This window comes from Jiangella gansuensis DSM 44835 (genome assembly GCF_000515395.1).
GTDB classification, from domain to species: Bacteria; Actinomycetota; Actinomycetes; order Jiangellales; family Jiangellaceae; genus Jiangella; species Jiangella gansuensis.
Map to the genome: position 1 here is coordinate 4,380,267 of NZ_KI911782.1, position 17,699 is coordinate 4,397,965.

Sequence of the window (17,699 nt, forward strand, 5' to 3'; positions counted from 1 at the left end):
CATGGCCGTACCGAGGGTGATCGACGTCGAGGAGCTGTTCGCGGACCCGGAGTTCTCCGGCGCGTCGATCTCGCCCGACGGGAAGCGCCTCGCCCACCTGGCGCCGTGGAGCGGGCGGACGAACGTCTGGGTCCGCGGCATCGACGAGGAGCACGAGGCCGCCGTGTGCGTCACGCACGACGCGCGACGCGGCATCAAGACCTACTACTGGACCGACGACTCGCGCTGGCTGCTGTACCTGCAGGACACCGACGGCAACGAGGACTGGCACCTGTATCGGGTGGATCTCGACGCGCCGGACGAGCCCGCCGTCGACCTGACGCCGCTGCCGCCGGGATCGCGGGTCATGGACGTGTCGCCGCTGTCGTCGCTGCCGGGCACGGTCGTGGTGTCGATGAACCAGCGGCACATGTTCGTCGACGCGTTCCGCGTCGACATCGCCACCGGCGAGACGACCCTGCACCGGGAGAACCCCGAGTCCGCGGGGCACTTCCTGTTCGGCCGCGCCGGAGAGGTCTTCTACTCGCGGATCGCCGAGGTCGGCGTGTGGGAGTTCTCCACGGTCGACGAGGAGACGGGCGAGCTGCGCCCGTTCCACCGGGCCGGCGGCCCGGAGTACCCGATGGGGATCTACCCGGCGCACGTCACGGCCGACGGCAAGGGCCTGCTCGTCGGCGCCTACCAGGGCACCGACGACCTGCGCCTGGTCCGGGTCGACGCCGGGACCGGCGCCGAGACCGTGGTCGCGGCGATGGACGGGCACAGCCTCTGCACCATGGGCTACGTCTCGCGCACCTATCCGCCCACCCTGTTCACCAGCCGGCGCACCGGCGAGGTCCTGGCCGCGCGGTTCGTGGGCGAGCGCCCGGAGCTCCTGGTGCTCGACCCGCACTTCGCGGACGTGTACGCGGAGCTGTCCAAGCTGTCCGACGGCGTGCTGGCGGCGGTCTCGTCGGACGAGTCGGAACAGCGCTGGGTCGCGACGTTCGCGCACGACCGGGAACCGGGCCTCACCTACTACTACGACCACGGCACGCGGGAGAGCCGGCTGCTGTTCCGGCCCTACCCGCGGCTGGACCCGGCGGAGCTGGCGCCGATGACGTCTGTCGCGTTCCCGGCTCGGGACGGGCTGCCGCTGCACGCGTTCCTCACCCTGCCGGTCGGCGTCGAGCCCGCCGGCCTGCCGCTGATCCTGAAGGTGCACGGCGGGCCCTGGTGCCACGACTCGTGGGGCTTCGACCCGCAGATCCAGTTCCTGGCCAACCGCGGCTACGCCGTGCTCCAGGTCAACTTCCGCGGCTCGTCCGGCTACGGCGCGAAGCACATCAGCGCCGCGATCAAGGAGTTCGCCGGCGCGATGCACGACGACCTGATCGACGCCGCGAACTGGGCCGTCGAGCAGCGTTACGCCGACCCGGAGCGCATCGGGATCTACGGCGGCTCGTACGGTGGTTACTCGGCGCTCGTCGGCGTCACGGTCACTCCGGACTTCTTCGCCGCGGCGGTCGACTACGTCGGCATCTCGAGCCTGCCGAACTTCATGCGCACTCTGCCGGAGTTCCTGAAGCCGCTCATCGGCAACAGCTGGTACCGCTACGTCGGCGACCCCGAGGACCCGGCGGACGAGGCCGACATGCTCACCCGGTCGCCGATCACCATGGTCGACCGCATCCGCACCCCGCTGCTCGTCGTCCAGGGCGCCAACGATTCCCGGGTCGTCAAGGAGGAGGCCGACAACATCGTCGGCGCCCTCCGCGCGCAAGGGGTCACGGTTGAGTACATCGTCGCCGACGACGAGGGTCACGGGTTCCAGAACCCCGAGAACCTGATCACCATGTTTCACGCCATGGACCGCTTCTTCGCCGAGCACCTCGGCGGGCGGTCGTCATGACCGCTCCAGGGCTGATCGAGGTCGAGGAGCTGTTCGCGGACCCGGAGTTCTCCGGCGCTTCGATCTCGCCCGACGGGACGCGACTGGCCTGTCTGGCGCCGTGGAGCGGGCGGACGAACGTCTGGGTGCGCGGCGTCGACGAGGAGCACGCCGACGCGGTGTGCGTGACCCACGACGAGCGGCGCGGCATCAGGCGCTACTTCTGGACCGACGACCCGCGGTGGCTGCTGTACTTGCAGGACACCGACGGCAACGAGGACTGGCTTCGCCGCGGCGGTCGACTACTGCGGCATCTCCAGCCTGCCGAACTTCATGCGCACGCTGCCGGAGTTCCTGCATCCGCAGATGGTGAACAACTTCCTGCTCTACTGCGGCGACCCCCCGATCCCGAGCACGAGGCGGACCTGCTGGCCCGGTCGCCCATCACGATGGTCGACCGGATCCGGACGCCGTTGCTGGTTGTCCAGGGCGCCAACGACGTCCGTGTCGTCAAGGCGGAGTCCGACGCCATCGTCGAGACGCTGCGCGCCCGCGGCGTCGCCGTCGAGTACCTCGTGGCCGACGACGAGGGGCACGGCTTCCAGAACCCGGAGAACGTCATGACGATGTTCCGCACCGTCGAACGCCACTTCGCCGAGCATCTGGGCGACCTCAGGGAGGAGCAGCGGTGACCGATCCCGTGTACGACGTCATCGTCGTCGGCGCCGGTTCCGCGGGCGCGGCGCTGGCCGGCCGGCTGACCGAGGACGACGGCCGCCGGGTGCTCGTCCTGGAGGCCGGCCCGGACTACCGGTCGGCCGACGCGGTCCCTGAGATCCGCAGCATCGAGCCGATGATCGTCATGCCGACCGCGAACCTGCTGAAGACCCACATGTTCGCGGAGCTGCTGGCGGCACGGACGCCCGTGCAGGACCGGCTGCCATACGCGCGCGGACGCGGCGTGGGCGGCAGCTCCGCGGTCAACGGGCTCTTCGCGATCCGGGCGACCGTCGAGGACTTCGACGGCTGGGCCGCGCAGGGCTGCGCCGGCTGGGGCTACGACGACGTCCTGCCGCTGCTGCGCCGGCTCGAGAACGACCTGGACTTCGGCGACGAGCCGTACCACGGCAGCGACGGGCCGATCCCGGTTACGCGTCCGCGGCACGAGGAGTTCGCCGCCGTCGACGCCGCCGTCGACCAGGTCGCCCGGCGGCTGGGCCACCCGTGGGCGCCGGACCACAACGCGCCGGGCTCGACCGGGGTGTCGCCCTACGCGCTCAACAGCTTCGGCACTGTCCGGGTCTCGACGAACGACGGGTACCTCGAGCCGGCGCGTGACCGTCCGGGCCTGCACGTGGTGGGCGACGCGCTGGTCGACCGGATCCTGTTCACCGGGAACCGCGTGAGCGGCGTGCGTGCCGTCGTCGCGGGTGAGCCGGTCGAGTACCGGGCCGCCGAGGTCGTCGTGTCCGCCGGCGCCATCCACTCGCCGGCGGTCCTGCTGCGCTCGGGCATCGGCCCGGCCGGTGAGCTGCGCGACGCCGGCGTCGCGCCGATCGCGGACCTGCCCGTCGGGCGCGGCCTGCAGGACCACCCGAGCATCGCGCTGGGCCTCGGCCTGCACCAGGAGATCGACTACCGCGGTGTGCCAATGCGCGGCCAGGTTTGCGTGCGGTTCACCACCGGCGTCGGGGGCGAGGTCAACGACGCCATGATCGCGGTGACCGGCGCGCTGGGCCTCGGCGTGCCGGCCGCCGGTGTCGTCGGGTGGGTTAACCGGGTCAGCTCCACCGGATCGGTCCGGCTGGCCTCCACCGACCCGGCCACCGACCCGGTGGTCGACCTCGGCCTGCTGTCCCATCCCGACGACCTGCGCAGATTCCGCGCCGTGACCGACGAGCTGCGGTCCTTCGCCGCACAGCCGGAGCTGAGGGCCATCGCGTCGGCGATGAGCCTCAGCGGGCTCGGCTCGGTGAGCGCCGATCCCGCCGAGACCATGACCGACGACGAGTTCGAGCGGTTCGCCCTCGCCGCCGTGTCCGACACGGTGCACGCGAGCGGGACGTGCCGCATGGGCGCGCCGGACGACCCGGAGGTCGTGGTCGACCCGCACGGCCGCGTGCTCGGCGTCGACGGGCTGCGGGTGGCCGACGCGAGCATCCTCCCGTGGGTGACCCGGGCGAACACCAACCTGACCGCGATCCTCGTCGGCGAGAAGGTCGCGGCATCGATGCGCGAGGAGGCCACCTCACAGTGAGCGATCACGACTGCACGATCCGGGAACTGGTCGGCGCGACGTCGGCGATCCCGGCGGACACCCTGGACCCGGTCCTGACCGACGCCGACACCGGACGGGAGCTGCACCCGCAACGGGCCAGCTCCGCCGCGAGCGTCGACGCGGCCCTGGGCGCCGCGTGGGCCGCGCACAGCGACGGAACCTGGTTCGGGCTGCCGCGCGAGGAACGCGCCGCGGCCCTGCGAGCCCTGGGCGGCGAGCTGCAGGCCCGCGTCACCGACATCGCCCGGGCCGACGCCCAGGACACGGGGGTGTCGCAGGCGACGATCACCGCGTTCGCGGGCGCCGTGGCCCTGCTCCTGGACGCCGGCGCCGCGCAGATCGAGGAGGGGTTCGGCCACGCCGAGCAGGCCACGTCGGCCGGTGCGAGCGACCAGTGGCGGCTCCCGTGGGGCCCGGCCGCGGTGTTCCTCCCGTGGAACGCCCCGGCCAACCTGGCGATGGTCAAGACCGCCGACGCCCTGACGGCCGGCTGCCCGGTGATCATCAAGCCGTCGGAGTGGGCGCCGCACTTCACCGGGATCTTCGCCGAGGCGGTCCAGGCGACCCTGCCCGCGGGTGTCGTGCAGATCGTCCACGGCGGCAGCGCGGTCGGCGCCTCCCTGGTCAGCGACGAGCGCGTCGCCGCCGTCTCCTACACCGGCGGGGTGGCCGGTGGCACCGCCGTGGCGCAGGCCTGCGCGGCGCAGCTCAAACCCGTCGACCTCGAGCTGTCCGGCAACAACCCGGCCGTGGTGCTTCCGGGCGAGGACCCGGCGACGGTGGCCGAGCACGTCGTCACGGCGATGTTGACGCTGAACGCTCAGTACTGCGTCGCGCCGCGACGACTCATCGTCCCCGAGGCCGAGGCGCAGGAATACGTGACCGCGTTCGCGACCATCCTCGACGCGGTGACCATCGGTGGCACGGCCGACCCCGCCACCCAGCTGGGTCCGCTGGCACACGAGCCGCATCGCCGCCGGGTCGAGGAGCAGCTCGCTCAGTTCGCCGCGCGTGGCTGCGAGGTACGCCGATACGGGAAGGTGCCGGAGTCCGAAGGTCACTTCGTGGCGCCGGCCGTGGTGCTCGCCGACGGCGCCCCGGACCTCCGCGAGGAGATCTTCGGACCTGCGCTGCTGGTCCGGACGTATCGGGACCTCGACGAGGCGGTCACCATCGCCAACGACCACTCCTACGGTCTGGCCGGCTACGTGTTCGCCAGTGATCGCGACGCCGCTCGGGCCGTGGGCCGCCGGTTGCGCGCCGGTCTGGTGCGGTTGAACTCGCCCTACGGCCCGCCCGACTCCGACCCGGTGATGGGCATGTGGGGCAGTAGCGGTGTCGGGCAGATCGGATCAGGGCAGGGGCCGCAGTTCTTCACCGGCGCACGCTTCGTCGGATGACTCGAGGAGTGAACGTCATGACCACCGATCTTGCGGCCCGCTATGCCAAGGCCGAGGCGCTACTGCCGCACAACCTGAAGAAGCTGGTCGACGCGCCGCGGGTGAGTCCGGTCTGGATCCGGGACACCGAGACGTTCTGGTACCGGATTGCCACTGCCGACGGCGCCCGCTTCTTCTTCGTCGACGCGGTGGCCGGCACGAAGCAGCCCGTGTTCGACCACGCCCGTCTGGCGAAGTCGCTGAGCGGTGTCATCGACGACGAGGTCGATCCGGCAGCGCTTCCGTTCGTCGCGATCGACCTCGTCGACGGGGCGGTCCAGGTCGTCGTCGGCGGGCAGCGCATCGAGATCTCGCTCGAGACGTACATGGCGACCGTCGTCGGCCCGGCCCACCCGGCCGAGGTCCGGTCTCCCGACGGGCGCTGGTCCGTGGGCGCGCGCGACCACAATCTGTACGTACGCGACACGGCGACCGACGAGGAGCGGTGGCTCACCACCGACGGAGTCGAGTCCTACTCATACGGCTCGACGAACGACGCGGTCGCGTCCCTGGTGATGCAGGAGAACCTCGGCTTCACTCTCCCGCCGCAGGTGGTGTGGTCTCCGGACTCGACCCGGTTCGTCACCCACCGGCTCGATCAGCGCGGCGTCGAGCTCATGCACCTGGTCCGTTCCACGCCGGCGGACGGCGGACGTCCCACGCCGATGAGCTATCACTACCCGATGGTCGGGGACGAGACGATCGCCACGGCCGAGTTCTTCGTCTTCGACGTGGCGACGGGGAAGGCGACGCGATCGACGTGCGGACCGATCCCGACTCCGTTCGTGCCGACGATCGCCTACGGATTCGTCTGGTGGAACGACGACGGCACCAAGATCTACTGGGTGTGGGGTGATCGTGGCGACAAGACGTCGAGGGTCCGCGAGCTCGACCCGCAGACCGGGGCGGACACCGTGCTCGTGGAGGAGACCAGCCAGACCCAGATCCTGTACGCGCCCCATCACCACGAACGCAACGTCACCGTCCTGGATACGGGGGAGGTGCTGCTGTGGTCCGAGCGCAGCGGCTGGGGCCACCTGTACCTGCACGGCCCTGAAGGCGCCGTCACGACGGTCACCTCCGGTGACTGGCTGGTCCGCAGGATCGTCAGCGTCGACGAGCAGGCCCGACGAGTCTTCTTCACCGCGGCCGGTCGTGAGCCCGGTACCGACATCTACCTGCAGCAGCTCTACTCGGTGTCGCTGAACGGTGGCGAGGTCACGGCCATCACCTCCGACGGACTCGACCACGACTGTCTGCCGTCGAGGTCCGGGAGGTTCTTCGTCGACGTCACGTCCCGGATCGACGTCCCCGCCGTGTCGGTGCTGCGCGACGGGACCACCGGCGAGGTGGTGATGGACCTCGAGCAGGCGGACGCGTCGGCTCTCTACGCCGCCGGCTGGACACCGCCGGAACGCGTCGTGGTCAAGGCGGCCGACGGCGCGACCGACATCTACTGCGCCATCTACACGCCGTTCGACTTCGACCCGTCGCAGCGGTACCCCGTCCTCGACGAGATCTACGCCGGCCCGCAGGTGTCGACCACGCCGCTGCGGTTCCCACTGTCGGGCGGCGCCCTGACCGGCTCCCGCAACGGGCACGTGTTCGCCGCACTCGGCTTCGCTGTCGTCGCCGTCGACGCACGGGGGACCGCGCTGCGGCACAAGGCGTTCCAGGATCATGAGCGCCTGCACGGCGCCGGCCAGTACGTCGACGACCATGTCGCGGCGATCACGCAGCTCGCCGAGACCCGGCCGTGGATGGATCTGGATCGGGTCGGCATCTTCGGCCACTCCGGCGGCGGACTCGGGTCCACCAGGGCGCTGCTGCAGGCTCCCGACTTCTTCAAGGTCGCGGTCTCGTCCGCCGGCGACCACGACGACAAGACCTACCACGCGTGGTGGGGAGAGAAGTTCTTCGGACGGCCCGACGAGTTCGACTATGAGGCCCATTCCAACGCCTCGCTCGCCGGCAACCTGAAGGGCAAGCTCTTCCTGGTGCACGGCGAGATGGACGACAACGTCACGCCGCATCTGACGATGCGGCTGGTGGACGCGTTGATCGCGGCGAACAAGGACTTCGACCTGCTCATCGTCCCGAACGCCGAGCACTCCCTGATGGTGCATCAGGAGTACTGGCTCCGGCGGCGCTGGGACTACCTCGTCCGTCACCTCATGGGCGAGACGCCCCCGGCGTACCGCATCGCGGACATCCCGCTCGATGCCGAGCTCCTGGCCTCCCTGGGCGCCTCGCCCTTCCGGTGATCACCGAGGACGGAACACCTGGTCCAGGCGCTGCAAGGCCCAGGCGCCCGACGCGTTCGCGGCCCCGGTGCGCGAGCACCTGTGCACCTGCCAGTCGACGCACCTGCGGAGTAGGCGCCAGCCGGCGCTCGGCGGCGCCGTGCGTCCCTACGGGTGCACGAGGTGATGTTCCATCAGCGCCTCGGCGGCCGCGCCGTCGCCCGCCTCGATCAGGTCGACGAGCTCGAGGTGCTGTGCCCCGCCGGCCACGAGCGCGCCGTGCTCGGCGAGCGGGGCGAGGACAGCCAGGCGCGTCTGGTCGCAGAGCCGGGACACCAGGTCGACGAGGCGCTGGTTGCCTGCGTAGCCGAGGAGCCTGAGGTGGAAGCGCCGGTCGGCATGGTGGTAGCCGACCAGGTCGCCGGCGCTCGCCCGGCCGGCGGTCTCCTGGGCGAGGCCGCGCAGGGCGGGGACGTCCCGGCCGGGGATCGACGCGGTCACGCGGCGTATGGCGGGGGGCTCCAACAGCAGCCGCAGGTCGGTGATCTCGTCGAGGTCCTGGTCCGACACCTCGGCCACGCGAAACCCCCTGTTCGGCACCGCCGACACCAGCCCCTCGCCGAGCAGGTCGAGCAGCGCCTCGCGCACCGGCGTCGCGGAGATGCCGAAGCGCTGCCCGAGACTCGGCGCGGAGTACACCGTGCCGGGCTCCATCTCGCCGGAGACGATGGCCTCGCGCAGGGCACGGGCGACGCTCACCCGCAGGCCCTCCCTCTTGGGGATCTCGGCGAAGGCCGGCATGGACGTCACGGCGTGGCTACTTCGGGGGGAGCCGAACGCCGCCGTCGACGCGGACCACCGACCCGTTCATGTACGGGTTCGTCAGGCACTCCACCACCATGCGGGCGAGCTCGTCGGGAAGGCCGAGCCGCTTGGGGAAGAGCACCGACTGGCCCAGCCGCGCCTTGAACTCCTCGGCCTTCTCACCCACACCGTAGATCGGGGTGTCGACGAGACCCGGTGCGATGGTGTTGAGGCGGATCCCGCTGACCGACAGGTCGCGGGTTACGGGGAGCGTGAGACCCACGATGCCGCCCTTGGAGGACGAGTACGCGGCCTGGCCGATCTGCCCGTCGAACGCAGCCACGCTGGCGAACGCCACGATCGCGCCGCGCGCGCCGTCGGCGTCGGGCTCGTTGCGGCTCATCGCGGTGGCGGCGAGGCGGATCGTGTCGAAGGTGCCGATCAGGTTCACCCCGAGGACCTTGGTGTACAGCTCGAGGTCGTGGGCCGAGGCGAACTCACCGTCGCGGCCAATGGTCCGCTGCGCCGGCGCGAAGCCGGCCGAGCAGACCACCGCGCGCAGCGGCGCGAGCTCGACGGCCCGTTCGACCGCGGCTTGGACCTGCTCGGTGCGGGTTACGTCGACCTCGACGAAGACGCCGCCGATCTCGTCGGCCAGAGTGCTGCCCTTACCGGCCTGCAGGTCGGCGACGACGACCCGCGCGCCGGCCGCTGCGAGCTGCCGGGCCGCGGCCGCGCCGATCCCCGAAGCGGCGCCGGTGATGAGCGCGGACGCGCCCGTCAGCACCGTGGCGCCGGGTGCGGCGGTGGTGTCACTGGTCATGACTCGATCTCCAATCGGATCCGCGACGGGCGATCGCCGCCGTGGAAGACGCTGTTGTGTGCCACGCGTGGTTCGGCCTGGGTGGCGATCGGCTCGAACGTGTTGAGGTTCCGGGCGAACCAGGGGAACTCCGAGCTGGCGAGCACCATCCGGATCCGGTGGCCCGGCCGGATCGTGTGGAACATCGGGGTGAGCTCGATCGAGTACCGCTCGACCGCGCCCGGCGTGACGGCCTCCGGCGCCGCCAGGTCGATGCGGTGCGACGCACGCAGACAACCCCAGGCGACGCACAGTGCCCGGCCGCGCTCGTCGACGTCGGCGAGCTTCACGTGCCACTCCGTGTCCTCGCCGTCGGTGGATGCCCACAGCTCGGCCTCGCCCCAGCCGCGGATCGTCACGGGGTCGTCGAACGGCGCGCTGGTCCAGGACACGACGCCGGGCTGCGCCTCGAGCTCGGCGAGGTCCAGGTCCGGCTCGAGCGGCAGGTTCTCCAGGTCGACGCTCAGGCCGTTGGGCGCCATCGGGTCGTAGTCGTAGCTCTGCGACCCCGCTGCGCCGGGGGCAGCACCGAGCGAGGCGTCGTCACCCAGGTACAGGCTCAGCTTCCGGGTGCCGCCGGTCCAGGCCGGCCGGATCTGCCACGACTTGGCGCCGGGGTCGTAGATCTGCACCCGCGGCTCGTCGTCGACGCCGTTGTCCTCGCCGCGCAGGAACCGGTCGAAGAAGCGCAGCTGGATGCCGGCCATGTCGACCGTCCCGCCGGGGTACTCGATGCCCTTGTACGTGCTGGTCGGGTAGTACGAGGACACGTGGCTCCACGGCCCGACGAGCAGCCACTGCCGGTCGCGGGCGGGCGAGTGCGCCATCATCTGCTCGTAGTGGTGGAACGCGGCCTGGATGTCCTCGCGGTCGTGCCAGCCGGTGACGTGCAGGGTCGGGACGTCGAAGGTGTAGGCGCCGTCGAAGCGGCGGCCGCGCCACAGGTCGTCGAGGGCGTCGTGCTCCATCCACTCCGCCCACCCCGGCCCGGCGGTGTCGAGGGCGTCGCCCATCGCCTGGACCGGCAGCAGGTCGAACAAGGCGGGCACGTCGATGCTGGAGTCCATGATCCGGCGCCGGACCCCCGCCCACCACCACACGAAGAACAGCTGGAAGCACCCGAACGTGTACGGGATCTCCTGCTGCCACCGGCCGGCCGCGGAGAACGGAGTGGCCGCCCGCAGGTGCGGCGGGTTCTGGCTGATGGTGGCCATGGTGGTCCACCCGTCGTAGCTCAGCCCTTCGGCGCCGACCGCGCCGTCGCACCAGTCCTGCGCCGCGACCCACTCGACGACATCGTGCCCGTCCTGCGCCTCGGTGATGGTGAACGGGTGCCAAAGGCCCTCGGACTTGCCGCGCCCGCGCACGTCGTACCGGACGTGCACGTAGCCGGCGCCGACCTTCCGGCTGACGTCCTGCGGCATCCCAGCGCCCTTGTCGTACGGGGTCCCGCGCACGATCGCGGGCGCGGGCAGGACCTCAGCCGCCGGCAGGTGCACGGTGGCCGCGAGCTCGACTCCGTCGCGCATCGGGATGCCGGCCTCGAACGATCGCGGCGCCTTCAGGTCGACCTGCCGGTAGGCGTCGAAGACGTCGCGTGGCGGGCGGTCCAGGGTCGACGCTCCGAACGGCGCACCTCCGAGGGTCCCGTACCTCATGTGGTCCTCCGCTTCGGTTGCCGGTGCTCGAGGTCCAGGTCCAGCGGTGGCAGGTCGGTCGCCGCCGCGAGGAGGGTCTGGGTGAAGTCCACCGCCGGCTCGGTCAGCACCTGGCCGACCGTGCCCTCCTCGACGATCAGCCCGCCGGCCATGACGGCGACGCGGTCGCACAGCTGCCTGACGACGGCGAGGTCGTGCGAGATGAACAGCATGGTCAGACCCAGCTCGCGCTGCAGCTGTTTCAGCAGGAGCAGCACCGATGCCTGGATCGAGACGTCCAGCGCGGACACGGGCTCGTCGGCGACCAGCAGCGTCGGGTCGACGGCCAGCGCCCGGGCGATGCCGAGTCGCTGCCGTTGACCGCCGGAGAAGGCGCGGGGGCGCTGGTCCAGGGCGCTGCGCGGCATGCCCACCAGGTCGAGCAGCTCGGCCGCTCGGGTCACCGCGGCGTCGCGGCTCGTGGCCAGGCGGTGCACGCGCAGGATCTCGACCAGCGCGGCGCCGATCGTCATGCGCGGGTTCAGGCTGCTGTAGGGGTCCTGGAAGATCATCTGGATGGCCCGGCGCTGTCCGTGGTCGCGCGCCGGGTCCAGCGGCGCGCCGGCGAACGTGATGGAGCCGCGGGTCGGCTTCTGCAGTCCGACGACGCACTTGGCCGTCGTCGACTTGCCCGACCCGGACTCGCCGACGAGCGCGAACGCCTCGCCGGCGTGCACGGAGAAGTCGATGCCCCGGACGGCGTGGATTCGGCCGCGCTCACCGCCCCAGCCGCGCCCGGAGGCGAACGACACCGCGAGGTCGCGCACGTCGAGCAGGGGCTCGCTCATGGTGTCCCTCCCACCATCGCTGCCAGCAGGGGATGACGCCTGCAGGCGGTCGAGCGGCCGGCGCCGATCGGGACCAGTTCGATCCCGGTCCGGCATGCGGGCTCGGCGTACTCGCAGCGGGACGCGAACGCGCAGCCGGGCAGCTCCTCGCCGCGCTGCGGCGGGTTGCCTGGGATCGCCCGCAGGCCGTCGATGTCGCGGTCGCGCGTGGGCACGGCCTGCAGCAGCGCCAGCGTGTACGGGTGCCGGGGGCGGCGCAGCAGCTGCTCCGTCGGTCCCTCCTCCACCACCTGGCCCGCGTACATCACCGCGATGCGGTCGCAGATCCGCGCCGCCACGCCCAGGTCGTGCGTCACGAACACGATCCCGATGCCGAGGTCGCGGACGAGGCCGGTCAGCAGGTCCAGGATCCGCAGCGTGACGGTGGCGTCCAGGGCCGTGGTCGGCTCGTCGCACAGCAGCAGCGACGGGTTCCCCGCCAGGGCGATCGCGATGACCACCCGCTGGCGCATCCCGCCGGACAACTGGTGTGGGAACTGCCGGTAGCGCCGCGCGGGCTCGGGGAAGCCGACGCGCTCCAGCAGCTCGATCGCCCGGGCGCGCGCCTGGGACCGGGAGAGGTCGCCGTGGGCCCGCGCCGCCTCGGCGATCTGCCGTCCGATCCGCATCGTCGGGTTCAGCGCCGTCATCGGCTCCTGGAAGACCATGCCGACGGTCCGGCCGCGCAGCCTGCGCAGCGCCTTCGGGCCGGACCTGACCACGTCGACCCGGTCCACCTCGATGTCTCCGCCGGCGACGGCGACGCCGGCGGGCAGCAGCCCGGCGATCGCCCGCAGGGTCAGCGACTTCCCGGACCCGGACTCGCCGGCGATGCCGACGACCTCTCCGCGGGCGGCGTGCAGCGACGCGCCCCGCACGACGTCGTGCCCCTCGTCGCCGACGCGCAGCCGCAGCCCGCGCACCGAGAGCAGGTGCTGCTCCGGCCCGCTCACTGGGCGTTCCACTTCTGCGAGAGACCGTCGGCGATCAGCGACAGTCCGAGGCCCGCCGCGCAGATGGCGAGGCCCGGGAAGACCGCCAGCCACCAGTGTGTCGTGAAGTACGGTTGGGCGTCGGCGATCATCGTGCCCCAGTCGGGCGCCGGCGGCGGCACGCCCAGGCCGAGGAAGCCGAGCGCGGTGATGAACAGGATGATGGCGACGGCGTCGGACATCGCGAACGTGACCGGCTGCGCGATGATGTTGCGCAGGATGTGCCGGCCCAGGATGCGCCACGTCGGCAGCCCGCTCACCGTCGCCGCGAGCACGTAGTCCATCGAGCGCTCCCGCCGCACCAGGTCCCTGGCCAGCCGGGCGTAGGAGACCCAGCTCACCAGAGTTACCGCCACGATGATCGTGGGGATGCCGGGGCCGAGGATGAACACCAGGGCGATCAGGAGGACCATCACGGGGAAGGCGAACACGACGTTGACCACCCCCGTCACCACGCGGTCGACGATCCCGCCCCGGTACCCGGCGATCGTGCCTACGGCGACGCCGATCACCAACGGCAGCAGCACGGCGCCCACCGCGACGAACAGGTCGGTCCGAGCGGCGTACAGCATGCGGGTCAGCACGTCACGGCCGAGCGCGTCGGTCCCGAGCAGATGGCCGTCCGTGCCGGGCGGGGCCAGCGCGTTGGGGATGTCCTGGCGGATCGGGTCGGACGGCGACAGCACACCCGCGAGGAGCGCCGCCAGCATCATGACGCCGACGATGGCGACGCCGATCGCCAGCGACGCGTCGGCGCCGCGCGGGGAGCGGCGGCGACGGGACCGGCGCTCGTACCACGACGCCACGCCGGTACGGGACAGGCTGCTGCTGATGGTCACTGGACCTCCACGCGGGGGTCGATCAGCGCCTGGGCCAGGTCGCCGAGCATGTTGACGGTGACGACCAGCACGGCCAGCACCAGCGTGACCGCCTGGACGAGCGGGAAGTCGCGGGCGTCGATGCCGGTCAGCATGAGGTCGCCGAGCCCGCCCAGGCCGAAGACCCGCTCGATCACGAGCGTGCCGCCGATGAGGAAGCTCACGTTCACCGTGAGCACGGTGACCGACGGCGCCAGCGCGTTGCGCAGCAGGTGCCGCATCCGGATCTGGTGCGGTGTGAGCCCCTTGGCCCTCGCGGTGGTGACGAAGTCGGACTCGGTGACCCGCAGCACCTCGGTGCGCAGGCTCCGCACCACGAGCGGGGTCATCCCGGCGGCGATGGTCAGGCTCGGCAGGAACAACGACTCGAGGTGACCGAGGAAGCCCGGCTGGACGCCCGCGGCGGGCAGCAGCAGCCAGTTCACCGACACCACCTCGATCAGGACCAGCCCCAGCCAGAACCCCGGCACGCCCAGGCCGACGACCGAGATGACCCGGACCACCCGGTCGCGCAGCGCCGCGGGGCGCGACGCCGCCCACAGTGCCAGCGGCACGGCGAACAGGCAGGCCAGCACGGCCGCGTAGGCGATCAGCCACAGGGTGACCGGCAGCCGGGCGGCGATCAGGTCGCCGGCCGACTGGCCGAAGCGCAACGACGTGCCGAGGTCACCGCCGAGGAGCCGCTCCATGAACAGCAGGTACTGCTCGTGCAGCGGCTGGTCCAGCCCCCACTGGCTGCGCAGCGCGCCGACCGCGTCCGGGGTCGCCCGCGGTCCCAGAGCGGTCTGGGCGGGGTCGCCCGGCACCAGGTGGATCAGGACGAAGACCACGAGCGTCACGCCGAGCAGGACCGGCACGGCCTGCAGCAGGCGGCTGACGAAGAACCTCGCGAAGGCCATCGCTCACTCCCGGAATCCGGTGTTCGCCAGCCACGGGACGCCGGTCATGGGGACCTCGTAGCCGACGACGTCGGCACGCCAGGCCCAGATCCACGGCTGGTAGCCGAGGACGACCAGGCTACGGTCGGCGTACACGATCTGCTGGATCCGCGCGTAGAGCTCGCTGCGCTCCTGCTGGTCCACGGCCTGCTTCGCCTCCTCGAGGAGGGTGGCCACCTCGGCCGTCTCGCCGCCTGTCCAGAGGGCGTTCAGGTCGATGTAGAAGCCGATGACCTCGAGGGGATCGATGATGTCGCTGGTCATCGTGAAGAGGGTGGCGTCGTAGCGGCCCGCGCCGACCTCGGAGAGGACGGTCGCGCCGTCGAGCTGCTCGATGGTCACGTCGAAGCCGACGTCCTCGAGGTTCTCCTGGATGATCTGCGCGGTCAGGTTCGCGTACGTCCCGCCCGCGGCGACCGAGAGGGTGAACCGCCGGCTCGCGCCGTCGGCGACGGCCGCGTCGAGCAGCTCCGCCGCCCGTCCGGGGTCCCGGGTGACCGGCTCGAGCGTCTCGTCGTGGAAGTTCAGGGCGGGCGCGAGGAAGGAGCCGCCGAGCTCGCCCACCCCGCCGCCCGCCGCTTCCAGGATGTTGGCCCGGTGGATCGCGAGGTCGACGGCCTCGCGGATCCGTGGGTCGGTGAAGGCGTCGGACTGCTGGTTGAGCAGCAGGTAGTTCGGGAAGGCCATGGCGAACTCGCCGACGACGGTGGCCGGCGCCTCGTCCAGCGCCTCCAGCTGCGGCCGGGGTGGTGTCGCGATGATGTCGAGGTCGCCGCCGCGCAGCTGCTGGGTCCGGTTGTTGTCGCTGGGCACCGCCTCGAAGACGACGCTGTCGAGGTAGGGACGCCCCGGGACCCAGTAGGACTCGTTGCGCACCAGCGTGATCCGCTGCCCGCTCGTCCACGACTCCAGCCGGAACGGCCCGGTCCCGATGGGGTGCTGTCCGAACTCCTCCGGGGTCATGCCGGCGAGGTTCGCGGGCACGACCGGGGCGAATGGCAGCGAGAGGCTGGCCTCCAGGGCGGGGGAGGGCACCGACGTCGTGACCACGACGGTCGACGGGGAGGTGGCCCGGACCGTGTCGATCTCGGCGAACATCGACACCCATGCCTCGGACTGGCGCACCGTCTCGATGCTGTACACGACGTCGTCGGCGGTCATCGGGGTGCCGTCGGAGAACGTGACGCCCTCGCGGAGCCGGAACGTCCAGGTGGTGAAGTCCGCGTTCGCCTCGCTGCTCTCGACCAGCCAGGGCACGACCTTGCCATCCTCGTCGGTCCGGAACAGAGTCTCGAGGATCTGGGCGAAGACGTGTGCCGAGTTGTTGTCGATCGCCGTGTAGGGGTTCAGCCCGAGCGCCTCCCGCTCGTCGGCGATGTGCAGCGTGCCGCCCGTCGCGGGGGTCGCCGTCGGGTCGGCCGAGACCGGCTCGGGGGCCTCGCCGGCCGAGCACGATGCGAGGGCCAGCGCGGCCGCGGCCAGGACTGTGCGTCTCTTCCGTGCGACGTGGATCACCCTCATTCCCAGAGACAGTCAGTCTCTCCAGAGACAGCCAGTTGCGGCCGTTCTAGTGCCTAGAAGACAGAGTCGATCTGGGCATAATTCACTATCCAGAAGCCTCCGTCAACGATGAACGCGCTGTCAGCAAGTGAACCAGGCGCGGCCTAGCGTGGTCGCTATAGTTGGGGTAATCTGCGCCTACTTCGCTAGGTGAAAGGATGCGCCGTTGAGCGCCGTCGACCTCCCCGGCCTGGTGGCCGGCATCGAGAAGGACGCCGAGGAGTACCTCGCCACGCGCGCCGAAGCCACGCTGATGATCGGCCTGTCCGTGCAGGGTGAGCGCCACGTTCGCAGCCTCCGGTCGCCGGGCGCCGAGCAGGCCCGGCTGCCTGACACGGACACGATCTACGAGATCGGATCGGTGTCCAAGGTCTTCTCGACCACGGTCCTGGCCGTGCTGGAGGCCCAAGGGCTGATCGGTCTGGACGACCCGATCGGCGCGCATCTCCCGAAGAAGCTCCGGCTCCCGCCGCACATCTCGTCGATCACCGTCGAGCAGCTCGCCACACACAGCTCCGGGCTGGGCTCCGTCGGCGCGATCCACCAGGCCCTCATCGACGAGGAGCTGCGAGGCACCGAGACGCCGTTCGCGACGTACACCCACTACCTGCGCTACAAGAAGGAACACCTCTACGCCGACCTCGAGAACGCCGAATTGATCTACCCCACCGGGCAGGGCTGGACCTACTCAGTCATCGGCATGGGGACGCTCGGACACATTCTGGAGCTCGTGGCCGGCCGGCCGTACGAGCAACTGCTGAAGGAGACGGTCTGCGCGCCGTTGGGGCTCACCGACACCGGCTACACGCTCTCACCGGAGCAGCAGGGCCGGGTGATGCACGCCTACGACGCCATGGGGCAGCCGTGCCCGAACTGGTACCACGACGTCATGCTCCCGCAGGGCGGGCTGCGCTCGACGATGACCGACCTGCTCACGTTCGTGGAGGCCAACCTCGCTGCCGGCGCCGGCAGCGGCGCCGGCGATGGCATGCCGATCCTGTCCCGGGCCATGCGCCGCGCCCGCAAGCAGTACTTCGCCGTACCCGGCGGGTTCACCATGCCCGACGGGAGCGACCTGCCCGACTTCGTCCAGGGGCTGGGCTGGCGTGGGCTGGAGCACCCGGAGGGGCTGGCCTGGTGGCACGGCGGGACCACGCTGTTCTACCTCGCGTCCGCCGGCGTCGACGACCGCGCCGGCGTGGGCATCGCCACGGTGTATTCAGGCCGCCGCGCGCTCGTCGAGCGCGACGAGCTGCATGCCCTCGAACGGGAGTGGTTCCTCCGGGCCTGTCAGTAACCGACCCACCTCCC

At 71.3% G+C, this 17,699-nt stretch carries 13 protein-coding genes and 1 pseudogene; 6 read left to right on the forward strand and 8 right to left on the reverse strand.

Annotated features, from left to right (window positions below; translation table 11 throughout):
- Position 1: 1 nt before the first annotated feature.
- From JIAGA_RS0120580 to JIAGA_RS0120600, 5 genes and pseudogenes are all read left to right on the forward strand, one after another.
- On the forward strand, positions 2-1,891 hold the full coding sequence (locus tag JIAGA_RS0120580) for a S9 family peptidase (RefSeq protein ID WP_026877112.1): 1,890 nt from the start codon (positions 2-4) through the stop codon (positions 1,889-1,891).
- A 219-nt stretch (positions 1,892-2,110) separates the two neighbouring features.
- Positions 2,111-2,562 (forward strand): annotated as a pseudogene (locus tag JIAGA_RS36210) (alpha/beta hydrolase family protein); the annotation flags it as partial.
- A complete protein-coding gene (locus tag JIAGA_RS0120590; protein WP_026877114.1) occupies positions 2,559-4,127 on the forward strand; it encodes a GMC family oxidoreductase in 1,569 nt (522 codons plus the stop codon). The pseudogene JIAGA_RS36210 and the gene JIAGA_RS0120590, both read left to right, overlap by 4 nt.
- Positions 4,124-5,548, forward strand: coding sequence for an aldehyde dehydrogenase family protein (locus JIAGA_RS31300; RefSeq protein ID WP_051426327.1), 1,425 nt, complete (start codon positions 4,124-4,126; stop codon positions 5,546-5,548). Before JIAGA_RS0120590 ends, JIAGA_RS31300 begins: the two co-directional genes overlap by 4 nt.
- Before the next feature lie 17 nt (positions 5,549-5,565).
- Positions 5,566-7,851: a S9 family peptidase gene (locus tag JIAGA_RS0120600; RefSeq protein WP_026877115.1), complete on the forward strand. Its 2,286-nt coding sequence runs from the start codon at positions 5,566-5,568 to the stop codon at positions 7,849-7,851.
- Between the two features lie 147 nt (positions 7,852-7,998).
- On the opposite strand, the gene JIAGA_RS0120605 is transcribed toward JIAGA_RS0120600, so the two are convergent.
- Genes JIAGA_RS0120605 through JIAGA_RS0120640 form a run of 8 tightly spaced genes read right to left on the reverse strand, consistent with a single transcriptional unit; the run spans position 7,999 to position 16,349 of the window.
- Positions 7,999-8,631, reverse strand: coding sequence for a GntR family transcriptional regulator (locus tag JIAGA_RS0120605; protein WP_026877116.1), 633 nt, complete (start codon positions 8,629-8,631; stop codon positions 7,999-8,001).
- A gap of 16 nt (positions 8,632-8,647) precedes the next feature.
- A complete protein-coding gene (locus tag JIAGA_RS0120610) occupies positions 8,648-9,457 on the reverse strand; it encodes an SDR family oxidoreductase (protein WP_084469864.1) in 810 nt (269 codons plus the stop codon).
- Positions 9,454-11,154: a CocE/NonD family hydrolase gene (locus JIAGA_RS0120615; protein WP_026877118.1), complete on the reverse strand. Its 1,701-nt coding sequence runs from the start codon at positions 11,152-11,154 to the stop codon at positions 9,454-9,456. The genes JIAGA_RS0120610 and JIAGA_RS0120615 overlap by 4 nt, the downstream gene beginning before the upstream one ends.
- Entirely contained in the window at positions 11,151-11,981 is an 831-nt protein-coding gene (locus JIAGA_RS0120620; RefSeq protein WP_026877119.1) for an ATP-binding cassette domain-containing protein, read from the reverse strand. Before JIAGA_RS0120620 ends, JIAGA_RS0120615 begins: the two co-directional genes overlap by 4 nt.
- Positions 11,978-12,973, reverse strand: a complete 996-nt coding sequence (locus JIAGA_RS31305; protein WP_169738906.1) for an ABC transporter ATP-binding protein — start codon at positions 12,971-12,973, stop codon at positions 11,978-11,980. The genes JIAGA_RS0120620 and JIAGA_RS31305 overlap by 4 nt, the downstream gene beginning before the upstream one ends.
- Entirely contained in the window at positions 12,970-13,851 is an 882-nt protein-coding gene (locus JIAGA_RS0120630; protein ID WP_051426330.1) for an ABC transporter permease, read from the reverse strand. The genes JIAGA_RS31305 and JIAGA_RS0120630 overlap by 4 nt, the downstream gene beginning before the upstream one ends.
- The gene (locus JIAGA_RS0120635) at positions 13,848-14,789 is read right to left on the reverse strand and encodes an ABC transporter permease (protein ID WP_026877121.1); all 942 of its coding nucleotides are present in this window, start codon (positions 14,787-14,789) and stop codon (positions 13,848-13,850) included. Before JIAGA_RS0120635 ends, JIAGA_RS0120630 begins: the two co-directional genes overlap by 4 nt.
- A gap of 3 nt (positions 14,790-14,792) precedes the next feature.
- Positions 14,793-16,349 (reverse strand): ABC transporter substrate-binding protein, encoded by a 1,557-nt coding sequence (locus tag JIAGA_RS0120640; protein ID WP_084469866.1) that lies wholly within the window; start codon positions 16,347-16,349, stop codon positions 14,793-14,795.
- A gap of 205 nt (positions 16,350-16,554) precedes the next feature.
- Here JIAGA_RS0120640 and JIAGA_RS0120645 point away from each other — a divergent pair, with 205 nt between their 5' ends.
- A complete protein-coding gene (locus JIAGA_RS0120645; protein WP_026877123.1) occupies positions 16,555-17,685 on the forward strand; it encodes a serine hydrolase domain-containing protein in 1,131 nt (376 codons plus the stop codon).
- Positions 17,686-17,699: the final 14 nt, after the last annotated feature.